At 56.8% G+C, this 15,730-nt stretch carries 16 protein-coding genes and 1 pseudogene; 6 read left to right on the plus strand and 11 right to left on the minus strand.

Features of this window, described 5'->3' with window-relative positions; all coding sequences use genetic code 11:
• Positions 1-53 precede the first annotated feature (53 nt).
• Both mlc and bioD read left to right on the plus strand, forming a co-directional pair.
• The gene (gene mlc / locus P349_RS19525) at positions 54-1,274 is read left to right on the plus strand and encodes a sugar metabolism global transcriptional regulator Mlc (protein ID WP_024909131.1); all 1,221 of its coding nucleotides are present in this window, start codon (positions 54-56) and stop codon (positions 1,272-1,274) included.
• Between the two features lie 130 nt (positions 1,275-1,404).
• Positions 1,405-2,100: a dethiobiotin synthase gene (bioD, locus tag P349_RS19520; RefSeq protein WP_024909130.1), complete on the plus strand. Its 696-nt coding sequence runs from the start codon at positions 1,405-1,407 to the stop codon at positions 2,098-2,100.
• On the opposite strand, the gene clcB is transcribed toward bioD, so the two are convergent.
• The 6 genes from clcB to P349_RS19490 form a co-directional block, all read right to left on the minus strand.
• Positions 2,035-3,345 (minus strand): voltage-gated ClC-type chloride channel ClcB, encoded by a 1,311-nt coding sequence (gene clcB, locus P349_RS19515; protein ID WP_071995271.1) that lies wholly within the window; start codon positions 3,343-3,345, stop codon positions 2,035-2,037. The genes bioD and clcB overlap by 66 nt on opposite strands.
• Positions 3,346-3,447: 102 nt before the next feature.
• A complete protein-coding gene (gene osmV / locus P349_RS19510; protein ID WP_032651111.1) occupies positions 3,448-4,596 on the minus strand; it encodes an osmoprotectant ABC transporter ATP-binding protein OsmV in 1,149 nt (382 codons plus the stop codon).
• The gene (gene osmW, locus P349_RS19505; protein ID WP_023311514.1) at positions 4,596-5,243 is read right to left on the minus strand and encodes an osmoprotectant ABC transporter permease OsmW; all 648 of its coding nucleotides are present in this window, start codon (positions 5,241-5,243) and stop codon (positions 4,596-4,598) included. The genes osmV and osmW overlap by 1 nt, the downstream gene beginning before the upstream one ends.
• Before the next feature lie 8 nt (positions 5,244-5,251).
• Positions 5,252-6,151 (minus strand): osmoprotectant ABC transporter substrate-binding protein OsmX, encoded by a 900-nt coding sequence (gene osmX / locus P349_RS19500; RefSeq protein ID WP_032651112.1) that lies wholly within the window; start codon positions 6,149-6,151, stop codon positions 5,252-5,254.
• A gap of 18 nt (positions 6,152-6,169) precedes the next feature.
• Positions 6,170-6,880, minus strand: a complete 711-nt coding sequence (gene osmY / locus P349_RS19495) for an osmoprotectant ABC transporter permease OsmY (protein ID WP_032651113.1) — start codon at positions 6,878-6,880, stop codon at positions 6,170-6,172.
• Between the two features lie 275 nt (positions 6,881-7,155).
• Positions 7,156-8,103 carry an NAD-dependent epimerase/dehydratase family protein gene (locus P349_RS19490; RefSeq protein ID WP_032651114.1) on the minus strand — a complete coding sequence of 316 codons (948 nt, stop codon included), beginning with the start codon at positions 8,101-8,103 and terminating at the stop codon, positions 7,156-7,158.
• A gap of 92 nt (positions 8,104-8,195) precedes the next feature.
• Between P349_RS19490 and P349_RS19485 the strand changes: the two genes are divergently transcribed.
• Positions 8,196-8,645, plus strand: coding sequence for a MerR family transcriptional regulator (locus tag P349_RS19485; protein ID WP_032651115.1), 450 nt, complete (start codon positions 8,196-8,198; stop codon positions 8,643-8,645).
• Here P349_RS19485 and P349_RS19480 read toward each other — a convergent pair.
• The 4 genes from P349_RS19480 to P349_RS19465 all read right to left on the minus strand — a co-directional run bounded on the left by P349_RS19480 (position 8,595) and on the right by P349_RS19465 (position 12,557).
• Entirely contained in the window at positions 8,595-9,386 is a 792-nt protein-coding gene (locus tag P349_RS19480; protein WP_238550757.1) for a YoaK family protein, read from the minus strand. The two genes, P349_RS19485 and P349_RS19480, sit on opposite strands and share 51 nt — an antisense overlap.
• Before the next feature lie 101 nt (positions 9,387-9,487).
• Positions 9,488-10,111, minus strand: a complete 624-nt coding sequence (locus tag P349_RS19475) for a glutathione S-transferase family protein (RefSeq protein ID WP_032651116.1) — start codon at positions 10,109-10,111, stop codon at positions 9,488-9,490.
• Between the two features lie 72 nt (positions 10,112-10,183).
• Positions 10,184-11,380, minus strand: coding sequence for an MFS transporter (locus P349_RS19470; RefSeq protein WP_032651118.1), 1,197 nt, complete (start codon positions 11,378-11,380; stop codon positions 10,184-10,186).
• A gap of 49 nt (positions 11,381-11,429) precedes the next feature.
• Positions 11,430-12,557 carry an alpha/beta hydrolase gene (locus P349_RS19465; RefSeq protein ID WP_050597466.1) on the minus strand — a complete coding sequence of 376 codons (1,128 nt, stop codon included), beginning with the start codon at positions 12,555-12,557 and terminating at the stop codon, positions 11,430-11,432.
• 113 nt (positions 12,558-12,670) lie between these two features.
• Here P349_RS19465 and P349_RS19460 point away from each other — a divergent pair, with 113 nt between their 5' ends.
• Positions 12,671-13,555 (plus strand): LysR family transcriptional regulator, encoded by an 885-nt coding sequence (locus P349_RS19460; RefSeq protein ID WP_032638201.1) that lies wholly within the window; start codon positions 12,671-12,673, stop codon positions 13,553-13,555.
• A gap of 329 nt (positions 13,556-13,884) precedes the next feature.
• Positions 13,885-14,339, plus strand: a pseudogene (locus tag P349_RS19455) (hypothetical protein).
• Between the two features lie 53 nt (positions 14,340-14,392).
• Here P349_RS19455 and P349_RS19450 read toward each other — a convergent pair.
• The gene (locus tag P349_RS19450) at positions 14,393-14,794 is read right to left on the minus strand and encodes a YybH family protein (protein WP_032651119.1); all 402 of its coding nucleotides are present in this window, start codon (positions 14,792-14,794) and stop codon (positions 14,393-14,395) included.
• A gap of 315 nt (positions 14,795-15,109) precedes the next feature.
• On the opposite strand from P349_RS19450, the gene P349_RS26195 reads away from it, so the two are divergent.
• Complete coding sequence (locus P349_RS26195) at positions 15,110-15,730, plus strand: TauD/TfdA family dioxygenase (protein ID WP_071995272.1); 621 nt, start codon at positions 15,110-15,112, stop codon at positions 15,728-15,730.

A 15,730-nucleotide genomic window follows, 5' to 3' on the forward strand; every position in this document is an offset into this window, starting at 1 on the left:
GCTTCACCATAGCAAACAGTTTATTTCGAAGCTCGAAAATAAGGGAGTACGAGGTGGTTGCTGATAGTCAGCCAGGGCATATTGATCAGATTAAGCAGACCAACGCTGGCGCGGTGTATCGCCTGATTGATCAGCTTGGTCCGGTTTCGCGTATCGATCTTTCGCGCCTGGCACAACTGGCACCTGCCAGTATCACCAAGATTGTCCGCGAGATGCTGGAAGCGCACCTGGTTCAGGAGACGGAAATTCAGGAGCCGGGCAGCCGTGGCCGTCCGGCAGTCGGGCTGGTGGTTGAGACGGAAGCATGGCACTACCTGTCACTGCGCATCAGCCGCGGCGAGATCTTCCTTGCGCTGCGCGACCTGAGCAGCAAGCTGGTGGTGGAAGACCGCCTTGAACTGCCGCTCAACGCGGAGGAACCGCTCCTCGACGCGATTGTCTCGCACATCGATCGCTTCTTTATTCGCCATCAGCAGCGGCTTGAACGCTTAACGGCGATTGCCATCACCATGCCGGGCATTATTGATACCGAAAATGGTATTGTTCACCGCATGCCGTTTTACGACGATGTCAAAGAGATGCCGCTGGGCGAAGTGCTGAAAAACCATACCGGCGTGCCGGTCTATATTCAGCATGACATCAGCGCCTGGACGATGGCGGAGGCGCTGTTCGGCGCGTCCCGCGGCGCGCGGGATGTGATTCAGGTGGTCATCGACCATAACGTCGGGGCGGGCGTGATTACCGACGGACGTCTTCTCCACGCCGGAAGCAGCAGCCTGGTGGAAATTGGCCACACCCAGGTCGACCCGTACGGTAAGCGCTGCTACTGCGGCAACCACGGCTGTCTGGAGACCATTGCCAGCGTGGAAAGTGTGCTGGAGCTGGCGCAGGTCAGGCTCAGCCAGTCCATGAGCTCCTCGCTGCACGGACAACCCTTAACGGTGGATTCACTCTGCGCCGCCGCGCGCCAGGGGGATCTGCTGGCGAAGGACATCATTACCGGGGTGGGGAATAACGTTGGCCGCATTCTGGCGATCATGGTGAACCTCTTCAACCCGCAAAAAATCCTCATTGGCTCACCGCTCAGCCAGGCGGCGGAGATCCTCTTCCCGGCGATTACGGCCTGTATTCAGCAGCAGTCACTTCCCGCCTACAGCCGAAACATTGCGGTAGAAAGCACCCAGTTTTCCAACCAGGGTACGATGGCTGGCGCGGCGCTGGTCAAAGATGCCATGTATAACGGCTCGCTGTTGATCCGCCTGTTACAGGGTTAACTCTTTTCCGCAGATGTAAGAAAAATTGCGCTATCTCAAGCCGGGTAGCGCATGCATCCCGTAGACTTCCTCCACTGAATTATTTACCTGGTTTATATTTTCGAAGCATACCCAAGAGGTGGAGTGAGTCATGCTTAAGCGTTTCTTTGTTACTGGTACAGATACCTCTGTCGGCAAGACCGTCGTATCCCGCGCATTGCTGCAGGCGCTGGCAGCAAGCGGTAAACGCGTGGCAGGGTACAAACCGGTCGCAAAAGGGAGTAAAGAGACGCCAGAGGGATTGCGCAATAAAGACGCCCTGGTGCTGCAAAGCGTCTCGTCACTGGAGTTGCCCTATCACGCGGTCAATCCCATTGCGTTAAGCGAAGAGGAGAGCAGCGTAGCGCACAGCGGCCTGATTAATTATCCCCTGTTGTCCGACGGCCTGGCGAACCTGAGTGAGAAGGTTGACCACGTGGTTGTTGAAGGGACGGGCGGCTGGCGCAGCCTGATGAATGATTTGCGCCCGCTGTCTGAATGGGTTGTGCAGGAGCAGCTTCCGGTGGTGATGGTGGTGGGTATCCAGGAAGGGTGCATCAACCACGCGCTGCTGACGGCGCAGGCGATTGCCAATGACGGCCTGCCGCTGGTTGGCTGGGTAGCAAACCGCATTAACCCGGGCCTGGCGCACTACGCGGAGATCATCGACGTGCTGAGCACCAAACTGCCCGGACCGCTGGTGGGCGAGCTGCCTTATCTGCCACGGGCCGAGCAGCGCGAGCTAGCGCAGTACATCGATCTCTCTGCCCTCGGTGGCGTGTTGACCGTAGACAGAGTCGTGGCGTAACGTCCGCGACAATACGGACGCCAGCACGCAGGCGACCAGCAGGCCGGGCAGTAAAAAATACTGTCCGGTCATTTCACAGACCATCAGCGCCGACATAATGGGCGCATGCGTGGTCGCGGCAAGTAGGGTTGCCATTCCTGCCAGCCCCAGCAGAATCGCCGTTTCAGAACCCGGCAGCCACAGCGCGAACAGCTGCGCGAACAGCATCCCCGTTGCCATACCGACAAACAGCGTGGGCGTAAACACCCCGCCCGGCGCGCCCGATCCGCTGCTCGCCAGTACCGCCAGCAGTTTGCAGATAAACACCCCGGCAATCACCGACAGCAGCGGCGGCACGAGCAGAAAAGCCTGAACCACGCTGTAGCCATTTCCCCACACCTTCGGCGTCAGAAGAGACAGCAGCCCGACGATCGCACCGCCTAGCGCCAGCTGCCACGGCGGCGAAAGCTTGAGGCGCAGGAAAAGACCGTGGCTGAACGCCATCAGCCACATCAGCAGCGGCCCGCAGAGACCCGCCACCAGCCCCATCGCGACCAGCAGGGCATAATCGACCGCGGTGAGGATGCCGCTCAGATGGACCGCGTAGAGCGTGCCGGTACCCGGCGCCAGAAGCTGCGTGGTGAGAAGCGCCACCACCGCCGCGATAACCACGGGCCCGAGCGAGGCCAGCATCAGGGTGCCAAACAGAATCTCAGCGATGAACAGGCTTCCGGCCAAGGGAGCATGGTAAGCGCTGGCCATCCCGGCGGCGGCCCCGCAGGCAATCCACAATTTCCATTCTGATTTAGGGGTAAAGCGCCGGGCGAAAAGGGAGGCGGCGAGGGCGGCAAGCAGGATCATCGCCCCTTCACGCCCGATGGCGCTTCCGCTGGCAACGACCAGCAGCGACGCAAGGGATTTAACCAGGCTGGCACCGTAGTCAAACTGGCCGTCACCGGTCTCCAGCGCTTCCATGTAGTCGGTGGGGGCATGAGGCCGTTGCGCAGTCAGACGCTGCCATCCCCAGAGCAGCAGCCCGGCGGCCAGACCACCCAGCGCTGGCGTCAACGCGCGCCGCCAGGGTGAGAGCGAGGCGGCGGCATTCACCAGGCTGCCGCTGTCGTTGCTGAGAAGCAGCCACTCCAGCAGGTACATGCTGTGGCGGAATACCGCCACGGCCAGCGCGGCCAGCACGCCGGTAACGGTGGCAATCAGCAGTCGGCGAAACATCGCGCGGATGTCGGGGTACGTATGAAGACGTTGCATGAGTCGCGAGTCAACGGGAAAGATACAATATTGTGGCGGCAAATCGTGGGGTTAGCAAAAGGTATGCGTGCGGAAAAGCCGGGCAATGCCCGGCCTGAAAGGTTAACTGTCGCTATGAATATTCAGCGCCCGGCGCGTACGCCCTGAACTCAGGTACTCGGCAATATAGTCCTGTGAAATCTCACCGTTGTAGCGCCCGTCCTCATCCACGATCGGCATCCAGCTGGTATTACTCTCATACAGGCGTGACAGCACCACGCGCAGATTGTCTTCCGCTTTGCCGGTCATGCGGAACGGATGCAGGATGTCGGCGCAGGTCCCGCTGGCGTTACGCGCTTCGCGACGCTTCACAAAGCCCAGCGGTTTGCCGTGCTCGTCGACCACCGTAACGGCACGAATGTCATTATCATCCATGGTCGCAAAGGCTTCAGGGAGCGGCGTAGAGCCCCGCACCGTAATGGTCGGCTGCTGGTCGGTGACGTCGCCCGCCGAGACCAGCAGCAGGCGCTTCAGGGTGCGGTCCTGACCGACAAACGAGCCGACAAACTCGTTCGCCGGTTTCGCCAGCAGTTCATCCGGACTGGCGCACTGCACGATTTTCCCCTGACGGAATACCGCGATACGGTCGCCGAGCTTCAGGGCTTCGTCGATATCGTGGCTCACCAGCATGACGGTTTTTTTCAGCTTGCGCTGCATCTCCAGGAACTGGTTCTGGATCACCTCGCGGTTGATCGGGTCCACCGCGCCGAAGGGTTCATCCATCAGCAGTACCGGAGGATCCGCCGCCAGGGCGCGGATCACGCCGATACGCTGCTGCTGGCCGCCGGACATCTCGCGCGGGTAGCGGTTGAGGAACTTATGCGGATCCAGCGCCACCATATCCATCAGCTCTTCGGCACGGGTTTTACAGCGTGCTTTATCCCAGCCCAGCATGCGCGGCACGACGGTAATGTTCTCTTCGATGGTCATGTTCGGGAACAGGCCAATCTGCTGGATCACGTAGCCGATGTTGCGGCGCAGGGTGACGGTGTCCATCCCGCTGGTGTCTTCGCCGTTAATCAGGATTGTCCCGCTGCTGGGGGTAATGAGGCGGTTAATCATCTTCAGGGTGGTGGTCTTCTCGCAACCGGACGGGCCGAGCAGGACGCACATTTCCCCTTCGGGCACGTTCAGGTTGACGTTGTCCACGGCCTTAAAGGTCTGGCCGTGCTTCTGTGAAAATTGTTTGGTGAGGTTTTCCAGTTTTATCATTATCGAATCCCCTTTGGAGTCAGAACCACCTGCAGACGATGCAGCAGCCAGTCGAGCACAATCGCTAAAAGACAAATCATTAGCGCGCCCGCAATCAACATGCGAATATCGCTTCCGCCGATGCCGTTGAGCAGCAGCAGGCCCAGACCGCCCGCGCCGATCACCGCGGCAATCGCCATCACGCCGATGTTCATCACCACGGCGGTGCGGATCCCGCCGAAAATCACCGGCAGCGCCATCGGGATTTCGACCCAGCGCAGCCGCTGCCAGAAGGTCATGCCGATGCCGCGTCCGGCTTCACGCAGGCCCGGCGGCAGGCTGTCGAGCGCGGTATGGGTGTTACGCACAATCGGCAGCAGCGAGTAGAGAAACACTGCCGTGATCGCGGGCAGGGCACCAATCCCCTGACCGATCAGCGAAAACAGCGGGATCATCAGGCCAAACAGGGCGATAGACGGAATGGTCAGCACGATGGTGGCTATCCCCAGCACCGGCGTTGCCAGCCACCTGTGGCGGACAATCAGAATGCCCAGCGGTACGCCGATGATGATGGCTAAGCCTACGGCCAGCGCCACCAGCCACAGGTGCTGCAGCGTCAGGGTTAAGAGGTAATCCCAGTTGTCCAGAATGTAGTGAATCGTCTCCATAGCGCCTCCTACAGCAGCTGTTTGCTACGCAGGAAATCGCGGGCGACCTGCTGCGGTGACTGATGGTCGATATCCACCTTCTTGTTCAGCTCGGTGATAACGTCGTTGTTGAGCTGGGTCGAGAGGGTGTTGAGCGCCTCTTCCAGACCGGGGTTGGCCTCCAGCGTGTCCTTACGCACCACCGGGGTGACCGCATAGCTTGGGAAGAAGCCTTTATCGTCTTCCAGCACCTTGAGGTCGAAGCCCTTCACGCGACCATCGGTGGTATAAATCAGCCCGGCGTCAACGAAGCCGTCGCGCACCGCGTTATAGACCAGACCGGGGTCCATCTGACGGATCTGCGGGCGGTCCAGCTCCATCTTATAGGCCGCCTGAAGCGGCTTCATGCCGTCGCTGCGCCCGGCAAACTCCAGGTCCAAGCCCAGCAGCCAGTTTTTGTCCGGATTGGTTTTACGGACCTGCTCAATCTTCGCCACCATCTCCGACATGGTGTTGATATGTTCCGCCTCGGCGCGCTTGCGCTGCATGGCGAAAGCGTAGGTATTGTTCATGTCGGCGGGTTTGAGCCAGACCAGACCGTGCTTCGCGTCCAGGCGTTTTACCGTCTCGTAAGACTCCTGCGGCGACATGCGCTTGTTGATGTGGTTAAAGATGATCAGCGACGTGCCGGTGTACTCCCAGGTCATATCAATCTGCTTGTTGATCATCGCGTTACGGGAAATCACCGTGGCAATGTTGGTTTGCGGCTGCACCTGGAATCCTTTCTTTTGCAGGTACTGCACGGTCATCGCCGAGAGAATATGCTGCTCGGTAAAGCTCTTGGTCGCCAGAATCAGCGGGGCCGCCATCGCCTGGCTGGTGAACAGCGCCGCGGCGCACAGCGCCGTCAGGCCGGAAAACAGTCTCATAAAAGCTCCTTGTTATTGTTATTGAGCGAGATGTGGACTCATCACGCGACCCAGCGCCGCCAGCAGGGTATCGAGGATCAGGGCGAACAGGGCGGTGGCCGCCGCGCCGAGGATCAGGGTCGGGAAATCGTTCAGGTAAATGCCGGGGAAAATCAGCTCGCCGTAGCTGCTGGCGCCAATCAGGAACGCCAGCGGCGCGGTACCGACGTTAATGGCGGTGGCGATGCGGATCCCCGAGAGCATGACCGGCCAGGCGGCAGGCAGCTCAACCTGACGCAGACGCTGCCATTTGGTCATCCCGATGCCGTTTGCCGCTTCCAGCAACGACGGCGGGACTGAGCACAGCCCGGCGTAGGTGTTACGCACGATCGGCAGCAGCGAGGCGAGGAACAGGGCGATGATGGCGGGCGTATCGCCAATGCCAATCACCACCATCGCCAGCGCCAGAACGGCCAGCGGCGGCAGCGTGTTGCCGACGTTGAAGAGCTGCATCACATATTCGGCGATACCCCGCGCTGCCGGGCGGCTCAGCAGAATACCGGCTGGAATACCCACCAGCAGGGCAAAAAACATCGACGAGAAAACCAGAATCATATGCTGTTGCCCGAGATAGATCAGGTCAACCTGACGCGCCTTTATCGTCTCCATCCCGATACCCCAGACGAGGAGGGCGAGAACCACAATAATGGCGCCGACAAACAGCAGCGAGCGTTTGAGTAATGGGTGCATTGCGGTGTGTCTCCCTGTGCGCATGCGTTATAGCAACCACCGGTTGCCTGTTGTTATGCCATGTTTCGGCAGGGGTAGATGACCTATAGCAAGCGTTTGGGAAGGGTTCCAGCGAAGGGGAAAAATCAGTAACCCTATGAAAACAGTGACAACCTCGGGTTAAGCCTTATGGCGTAAGGGCTGATTGAGGGGCAGACAGAATAGTCCTAAAGACGAGAAGTGAAAGTGACGTTGTCACGAGTAATGGCCGCACCTCTGTCGGTGCGGCAGTGCATTTACGCTGTTTTGTGCGCTTTTGATCTCCATTCCTGCCAGATGTTTTCAAGACCCTGCCGGTATGAAGTGACGGGAAAGTCGGGAAAATGCCGCTTAAACTTCGTCGAATCAAACAGGTTGTCAACGTCGTATCTGGGCAACAGCTCCCGCATTTCGCGCGCGCCCTGCGAAAACAGCGCCGTCGCGGCGAAGGCCAGCTTGCCCAGCACGGCGTAGTCCGCCTTCTGGCCGAAGATATCGCAGGCGTGAGTGACAAACTGTTGATACGTCAGCCTTTCGTCACAGCAGGGCAAATGCCACGTCTGCCCGTAGGCCTCAGGCGTATTGCCCAGCCGGGCAAGCGCGCGACTGGCATCCGGCGTCCAGATGAGGGTGCGAAGCGTATCGTCACGTACCGGAACGCGCGGACGTTTGTGCTGCTTCAGCCTGTCGATAATGAGCGTGTTCGTGAAGCTCTGCGTTCTCTCAGGCCCGTAGAACTCCGGGGCCCGACCGATGAGGATGGGAATGTCGGCCCGCTGCATTTCGGCAAGCACCCGGTTGGCCATCATCGCACGAACGTTGCCTTTTCGTCCCCGGGGCGCAAAGCGCGTCTCTTCAGTTTGTGGCACGTCGCTCTGGGGGTACATGTAAGTATTGTCAAAATAGACGAATCTTGCGCCAGCCTTTCGCGTGGCCTCCAGGGCATTGTCCAGCATGGTTGGGAACTGACGCTCCCACAGCGCGGAATCAGGCGGCAGACCGGCGGTAAAATAGACTGTGTCGCTGCCTTTAACCGCCTCCTGCGTCTGCTGCGCATCCAGAAGATTGGCCGCAACCGTGATATCGCTGGTGTGGACTTTCTGCGGATGGCGGCTGACCAGCCTGATATCGTCGGTATAGGCGCGTTTTAATTCGCGGGTCAGTTCACGGGCGATTTGCCCGCTGGCACCCAGAATAGTTTGCATATGAGCTCCCTGATGAAATGACGATCCGGTTGACCGTATAAAAAGTTTAAGCTTAAAGTTAACTTTAAGGTCAAGGCGTAAGAGCAGATGAAATGAAAATTGGCGAGCTGTCGAAAATGACGGGTATTTCCCCGTCGCGTATTCGGTTTTATGAGGCGGAAGGTTTACTGCCGCGCCCTGTCAGGCAGGGGAACGGCTACCGGTCGTATTCTCAAGAGACGGCAGCGCTGCTGAACATCATCGACAGCGCGCAACGTACCGGGTTCTCACTCGAGCAAATACGCCGCTTTCTGCCGCAGCCGCAACAACGCTGGGATCATGAGGGACTGATCCAGTCCCTGAAGACGCGTATTGCCGAAATAGAAGCGATGCAAAAGCAGCTTGAGGAAAACCGCAGGGAATTGCTGACGCTGGTCGCGAGTATCACCAACCGGCCGGAGGGGATCTCCTGCGACGACAACATGCAGCGCCTGCTGGGGCAGCTGCAACGCTCAGACGGTAGCGCGAACCCGTCGAACGCGCGTCGAGACGGTGATAATTGAAACGATAGCGACCACGGCGAGCATCAGTCCGAGCGCCAGCATGGCGTTAAAGCCAATCCATCGGAAAAGCAGCAGCCCCGCGATACCGCCCGTAATAAACGAAAACAGGGTGGTTAAGTGGGTTTTCAGCTGACTTTTTTGCGCCGCCGTATCTTTGGAGTAATCCCTGCGCAGCATCGCCACCATTACGGAGGCCAGGGAAATCCCCGCGTCCGTTAGCGTGCCGGTAATGTGCGTCGATCTCACCCGTCCGCCGGAAAGCTGCGTGGAGGTGGAGTTGTGAATGCCCATCAGGCCGCACAGGAAAAGAATAATCTCGCGGTTGCTGGTGAGGGCATGAAAATACATCTCGTAGAAGGAGACGCCGGTCAGCAATATCCCCTCGACAAACAGGATCTGACAAAAAACCAGCCTGACGTTATGGATAATGCCCCATATTACAATCATGCGGGCAAGAATGGCGCCTGCGACAAAGGAGAGAATAATCGAGCCGAAGAAAATGATATCGCTCAGGTCAGTGGAAGAGACTTCGCTGGATAACTGTGAGGTGTTGCCGGTCATGTGTGAGGGGAAAAAACCGAATGCCCCGAGGGCGATGGCATTCAGCAAACCTGCCGAGGTCGCCAGCCAGAGAGCAAGCCGGCGATCCTCCTTATGCGTTCGTTCTTTCTTGAGTCTAATCAGCAAGAATACCTCCGGGTTGAGCTTTGCCTGAATAGTCAGGCTAGCAAAGCGGTGCATCGGGCAGTCCAGGATATGGCTTAATTATTATTCCCTCTGACGGCTTTCAGGGTTAAGTAATTAAATAAAATATCCTTGCTCAAGCCAGGGGCGTGAAGACTTTACACCATGCCGTTATTGCCGTGACGCAAAAACGCCGGGCGCTGGTTAAGACGCTCGAACCAGGCCTCAATGGCGGGCACGTCTGGCTTATCAAACGGCGTCATCTTCCAGCGATTCACCGACAGCCCAAGCACCACGTCCGCAAGGGTAAACGTCTCGCCTGCCGCAAAGGCGCCGGTGCGCTGCAGCTGGTTTTCCAGAATGGTGATGCAGTGGTTCCACTCTTTTATTCCCGCCGCAATGCGCTCAGGGTCGTTAAAGTCCGGATTTTTACGCCCCAGCGCCGGGAAGACATAGCGCCAGGCGTTGTTAAACTCGGTTGCCTGCCAGTCCATCCAGCGCTCAACGTTGGCGCAGGCCTGCGGTTCTGCGGGCAGCAGATCGTGACGTTCGGCCTTGCGCGCCAGATAACGGCAGATGGAATTGGACTCCCACAGCACGAAATCGCCATCAATCAGCACCGGCACCATGGCGTTGGGGTTCAGGGCGCGGAAGGCATCCGTTTCCGTTGAGGCAAAACCACTGCCGTAATCTTCCTGTTGATAGGCTATGCCTGCTTCTTCGCAGGTCCAGAGTACTTTTCGAACGTTTATGGAGGTGGTTTTGCCGAGGATGTTAATCATGCCGCCGCTTCTCTTCAGAGTGATGAATCGTTTAAAAACAATACACCAGCGGTGAAGAAAAGCGTCAACAAATCATCCGGCGAGTGATTTGTGACGACGCGAAAGCAGAAGCGTCAATACAACCGCGCCCAGGAGCAACATGCCGCTCAATGCAAACGTGCTCTGCCAGCCGAGATGGTCGAATACGAGGCCACCGGCCGTTGAACCCAGCGCAATAGAAAGCTGGATCACGGCGACCATTAACCCGCCACCGGCTTCGGCATCTTGCGGCAGCGTTCGCGCAATCCATGTCCACCATCCCGTTGGCGCCGCCGTCGCCAGCATCCCCCAGAAGCCTAACAGCAGGGCAACGATCCACACGCTGTGACCGGTCAGTATCAATACGCCTGCAATGACGGCCATCAGCAGGGGAATAGCGATTAACGTCAGGTAAAACGCGGCGTTCAGGACCAGAGCAACGAACAGTGTGCCAACAAAACCCGCGACGCCGATGGTGAGTAAAATCAGCGATAGGCCGGAGGGGCTGACCTGCGTGACGGTTTCGAGAAACGGACGCACATAGGTAAACAGCGCAAACTGTCCCATAAAGAACAGGCCGCAGGCCAGCAGACCGATGGAAACCACCGGCTGGCGGAATAACCCAAAGACGGATGCACGTGACGCTGTATTTTTATTGCCGTTCATATCGGGCAGGTTAAAGCATTGCCAGAGGAACGCCACTATCGCCACGGGAACCAGGCACAGGAAGGCGCCGCGCCAGCCAATTGTGGCGCCGAGATAGCTCCCGAGCGGGGCGGCGACTACCGTCGCCAGCGCATTCCCCCCGTTGAATATCGCCAGCGCGCGAGAGACCTGATGCTGCGGAACGAGGCGAATGGCCGTTGCGGCAGACATGGACCAGAACCCGCCTATAGCGATACCGATCAGCGCGCGGCCGGTCATGTAAACCAGATAGTTTTGGGCGAAAGCGATAATCATCCCCGAGAGCGCCATCAGGAGCGTCATGCCCAGCAGAAGGTGTTTGCGGTTCATATTCCCGGCAAGCCGGGAAAGGAAGAGGCTGGTCAGAACCGCCAGCGCGCCGGAGATGGCGATCCCCTGGCCAGCGAGCCCCTCCGTAACGCCCAGATCTCTGGCAAGAGGGGTAAGCAGGCTGACGGGCATAAATTCCGAAGCAATCAGGACGAATACGCACAGGGTCATGGCAAAAATACCGCCCCAGTGCGCGCGTTCATCATTCTGTGAGGTGGCAGGGTTCAGAGTGGACATAGTCATCTTTCACGAAGGGCCGCCCGCTCAACACGGGCGGCGGAGAGGTTTATTTCAGGCTGGTTTTGAAGAACTGTTCAAACTGGCCGAACGGGATCTTCCCGGCAGCATTGTCGTAGAGATCGACATGGTTTGCGCCCGGAACAATCACCAGTTCCTTCTGCTTGCTGCCGACCGCTTTAAACGCATCTTCCGCAAAGTAGCGGGAGTGCGCTTTTTCACCGGTGACGATAAGCGTCGGGATAGTAATTTCCCCGGCGTAGCTCAGCAGCGGCATATTCATAAAGGATAATGGCGTGGTTGCGGTCCACGCGCCGGTGGAGTTGACGGAACGCGCGTGGAAGCCACGCGGCATGCGGTAGTAGTCATAGAACTCCTTCAGTACCGGATGCGGGTCTGCTGGCAGCGTCTCTGGCAGAATACGTTCAGCCGCCGTCACCTTGCCGTTCTCATCGACATAAATGTCATGGCCGCCGTGCGCGAAGGTACCGTTCTCAGCATCTTTCCAGCGCTGTGCGTTCAGATACTGCAGAACGGCACGGCGGTCAGACGTTGAATAGCGATCTTTCCCGTCGCCCACGCCGTGGCCCATCGCCCGGCTCATGTCGTACATCACGCTGGTGGCGACCGCTTTCACGCGGGTGTCCATGGAGGCCGCATTCAGCGCCATACCGCCCCAGCCGCAGATGCCGAGAATACCGATGCGGTTACGATCAACCTCTTTCTGTAACCCCAGAAAATCCACCGCCGCGCTAAAGTCTTCGGTGTTGATATCCGGAGACGCAACGTTGCGCGGCTGGCCACCGCTTTCGCCCGTATAGGACGGATCGAACGCCAGGGTCACAAACCCATTCTCCGCCAGGGTCTGCGCATACAGGCCGCTGGACTGCTCTTTGACCGCGCCAAACGGCCCGCTGACCGCAATCGCCGCCAGCTTGCGGTCACCGCGGCTTTTAGGAAGATACAGATCGCCTACCAGGGTGATTCCGTACCGGTTCTGGAAGGACACCTTACGGTGATCGACTTTGTCACTTTCGGCGAAGGTTTTATCCCATGTGGTCACCATCGAAACGGGTGCGTTTGGGTTGGTGGTTTCTGCATAACTCATTGTTGTCACTCCACTTAATGATGCGCATAGCAGCATCGCAACGGACAGTTTTTGGGTGAATGTTTTCATGAAAATAGACCCTGTGGTGTTGTGTTGCGGACATTATAGTTAGCAGAAATAGTGCTGATTAGAGGCCGAAAGCTGCTAGGATTCATATCATATTGTTATAAATTGGGGGCGTGATGGCGAAGCGGGAAAACTACAATGAGCTGTACCTGTTTATGCAGGTGGTACGGGAGGGGAGCTTCACGGCGGCTGCGCAGCGGCTTGGGCTGGCGCAATCCGGGATCAGCCGCTCGGTTCGCGAGCTGGAGGAGCGGTTGGGCGTTCAGCTTCTGGTCCGCACCACGCGCAAGCTGTCGCTAACCCACGCCGGGGAACAGCTTTACCGGACCGCCGAGTCCGCGTTCGATACGCTCGATACGGGCCTGGCGACCCTGGCACACTATCGTCAGACGCCGTCCGGCACGGTGCGTATTAATGCCAGCCAGCACGCTATCGACAAATGTCTGCTGCCAAAGCTCGCCATTTTTAAACAGCGTTACCCGGACATCAGGCTGGAACTGATGAATGAAAGCCGCTTCGTCGACATTATCGCCGAGCGGTTCGATGCGGGTGTCAGACTGGGGCCGGAAGTGGGGCAGGGAATGATTGCAGTGCGTATCACGCCTGATATGGAAATGGCCGCAGTGGCTGCCCCGGAACACTTCAGACGCTACGGTTTTCCCCAGACGCCTGCGGATTTAGTGGCGCATCCGTGCATTGCCTACCAGCTTGCCGACGGTAGTGACTATCAGTGGGAGCTGGTGCAGGACGGGAAAAAAATCACCCATCGGCCAGAGGGGCAATGGGCGCTGTCTGACAGCTACATGGAAGCCGAAGCCGCCAGGCTGGGGCTTGGGCTGGCCTATGTCCCGGTGGAGCTGGTGGCTGACGATCTGGAGCGCGGAACGCTTATCCGGGTGTTGCAGCGCTATAGCCTGCGCATGGACGGGCTGTACCTCTATTATCCGCACCGTAACGTGTCGCCTGCGCTTAGAGCGGTGATTGATACGCTTAAAATTTAGGGCGGCGTTGACATTCTGGAAGGCGCCTCGCAAACCGCAAATTAACCGCGTGAAATTCAGGGTTATGTCTTTTCTTCGACCGATCGGGGTCGTAAAGTGCCTGCGTTGCGGCACATCCGCAATCGGGCGTAGGAACCCGCATCTACAGAGCGATATTTATATGTCGCGGCAGCGCCGAACTCGTTAAAATTGCGGTGGCGCTGGCGGAGCAGCCGCAAGGCTGGCCGTTTTCTCTGTGGGCGGCATTCCTACCTCTGTCAGCGCTACCCCCTCGAGCGTAGGAACTCATCGGGTGGTTCACCCAATTTACACACTGAGGATGCCTTACTATGGCTACTATCCCAACCCTGACTTATCTCCCGTCTGACGAAAACGTCATTCTGCAACTTATCTCCCGTCCGCTTCCGGCTGATGCCGATCTGTTTGTCGTCGCCGACAACTGCGCCGCGCTGGTGAGCGTGCTGGTCGAAATCGAAGATGCGAAGATGTTTACGGCACTCTGCGAGCGTCTGCTGCACGCCCTGCGTAAGCTAAGAGAACTCTGCGATGTCGATCTGCCGCCTGACCTGATCGCGCAATTGATCATGGGTGAGAAACTGAACTCCTGCGTGCCGGACTGCTGGCAGGATACCCTGACTCAGGTGGACTATGTTCTGGCGCTGACGCAGGCGGTTTTGGGTGGAACGCTGCCCGCTCACGTCGCGAAAGAGCTGACGGGCCTGCTGCACGATAGGTGTGGCTGCTGGCTGAGTTTGTGAGGGAACCGCGCATCACTACACATTAAGGGCGCTGGTGTGGAGGGGCGGTAGCGCCCCTTTGAAGCCGTGATTAGCGTGTTCAGTTCACGGTATCCAGAAGCGAGGTACCGTAGGAGTTGTCGATGGTACAAAGCCAGCGACCGTCGCTTTCCTGCCGAAAAACATAGGTCGCGCGGCGCGACAATTCCGTTATCCCACCCTGACCATCAGGAAAACGCAGAACGGTTTCCATGATAACGAGGGCATTACCACCTCCTTCAATTACCTGCATCTCGCCTTGTTCAACGATCAACTGGTCCTGAAAATAATCAGAGATGGCAATAAATGCGCTGCGGATGTTTTCTTTGCCTTTAACCGTCATGCCAGGCTTGACCACCAGAGCCGCGTCGTCGGCGTAATACTCCATCAGGGCGTCATAGTTTTTGGTGGTGATGGCGTGGTCACAGGATTCGATGATCTGGCGTAGTGGATGTGGGGTCATGTGCGATTCCTCGTTGATGGGGGAATGGGTAATTGCATAACAGTCAGCTGTAACTGTAAAGCTGCCAGGTTTTATAGGGTTAACCGGTGGGAGCGATCAATTGAAGGTACGCCTGCCAAGAGTGTGAAACAGACTTTGGTTTTGCAAAAATGATATGTTTTTGAGATTGACCAACTTTACAATCATGATAGGATGAAAAATGTAAAATCAATAACAAGCTTTGACACATTTTAAATGTATTTGTTTTTATTGGGTTAATTGCCACAAAAGGTTTGTCGTTATTTGATTTAACAAATACCATCACGAGTGTTATATATGCAAGAATATTGTAGAGTGGAGGGTTGCACTTCACTTGAAGGCTTCTTAGCGCTAGCTAGAAGTTTAGGTGAAATATTACATCATCCAAATGGTGAGTTATATGATATAGTGACTGCAAATGATGGTACCAGTGCTAAAAGAGGTTCTTTTAGTCAACGGTTTGGCTTTCAAGAATTTCCCTTACACACTGACACTGCTTTTTGGGGAATACCTGCAAGATTATTAATAATGTGGTCACCTAAAGCCAGCAATACACCAACAACCATGTTGTCATGGAGAAATATATTAGCCTTTTTTTCCGAATGTGACAAAAAGAATATTCAGAACGCTATATTCACAGTGCATACATACGAACGCATAAAGTACTCTGGTCTTAATTTTATTTCTGCAGGTAGTCGAGGTTTCAGATATGATCCTAATATAATGGTCCCTGCAAATGGACCAGCAGATGAATTTGTAAAGGTTTATAATGAGATCATTAATTACGTAAAGTTAACTGAGTTTCATTGGTATGGTTCGAATGCTTTGGTTTTAAATAATTGGAATATGCTACATGGCAGAAAAGGTATAGAGAATATGCATGAGCCCAGAACAATCTTTAGAATTTACGTGAGGTAA

Origin of the sequence: Enterobacter sp. DC4 (assembly GCF_000568095.1) — a bacterium.
In the GTDB taxonomy this organism is placed as follows: domain Bacteria; phylum Pseudomonadota; class Gammaproteobacteria; order Enterobacterales; family Enterobacteriaceae; genus Enterobacter; species Enterobacter pseudoroggenkampii.

What these genes read in the sequence shown, in the direction of transcription:
- bioD (WP_024909130.1), top strand. Translation starts at nt 1,405, where the DNA reads ATGCTTAAGCGTTTCTTTGTTACTGGTACAGATACCTCTGTCGGCAAG.
- clcB (WP_071995271.1), bottom strand. Translation starts at nt 3,345, where the DNA reads ATGCAACGTCTTCATACGTACCCCGACATCCGCGCGATGTTTCGCCGA.
- osmV (WP_032651111.1), bottom strand. Translation starts at nt 4,596, where the DNA reads ATGATAAAACTGGAAAACCTCACCAAACAATTTTCACAGAAGCACGGC.
- osmW (WP_023311514.1), bottom strand. Translation starts at nt 5,243, where the DNA reads ATGGAGACGATTCACTACATTCTGGACAACTGGGATTACCTCTTAACC.
- osmX (WP_032651112.1), bottom strand. Translation starts at nt 6,151, where the DNA reads ATGAGACTGTTTTCCGGCCTGACGGCGCTGTGCGCCGCGGCGCTGTTC.
- osmY (WP_032651113.1), bottom strand. Translation starts at nt 6,880, where the DNA reads ATGCACCCATTACTCAAACGCTCGCTGCTGTTTGTCGGCGCCATTATT.
- P349_RS19490 (WP_032651114.1), bottom strand. Translation starts at nt 8,103, where the DNA reads ATGCAAACTATTCTGGGTGCCAGCGGGCAAATCGCCCGTGAACTGACC.
- P349_RS19485 (WP_032651115.1), top strand. Translation starts at nt 8,196, where the DNA reads ATGAAAATTGGCGAGCTGTCGAAAATGACGGGTATTTCCCCGTCGCGT.
- P349_RS19480 (WP_238550757.1), bottom strand. Translation starts at nt 9,386, where the DNA reads ATGCACCGCTTTGCTAGCCTGACTATTCAGGCAAAGCTCAACCCGGAG.
- P349_RS19475 (WP_032651116.1), bottom strand. Translation starts at nt 10,111, where the DNA reads ATGATTAACATCCTCGGCAAAACCACCTCCATAAACGTTCGAAAAGTA.
- P349_RS19470 (WP_032651118.1), bottom strand. Translation starts at nt 11,380, where the DNA reads ATGTCCACTCTGAACCCTGCCACCTCACAGAATGATGAACGCGCGCAC.
- P349_RS19465 (WP_050597466.1), bottom strand. Translation starts at nt 12,557, where the DNA reads ATGAAAACATTCACCCAAAAACTGTCCGTTGCGATGCTGCTATGCGCA.
- P349_RS19460 (WP_032638201.1), top strand. Translation starts at nt 12,671, where the DNA reads ATGGCGAAGCGGGAAAACTACAATGAGCTGTACCTGTTTATGCAGGTG.
- P349_RS19450 (WP_032651119.1), bottom strand. Translation starts at nt 14,794, where the DNA reads ATGACCCCACATCCACTACGCCAGATCATCGAATCCTGTGACCACGCC.
- P349_RS26195 (WP_071995272.1), top strand. Translation starts at nt 15,110, where the DNA reads ATGCAAGAATATTGTAGAGTGGAGGGTTGCACTTCACTTGAAGGCTTC.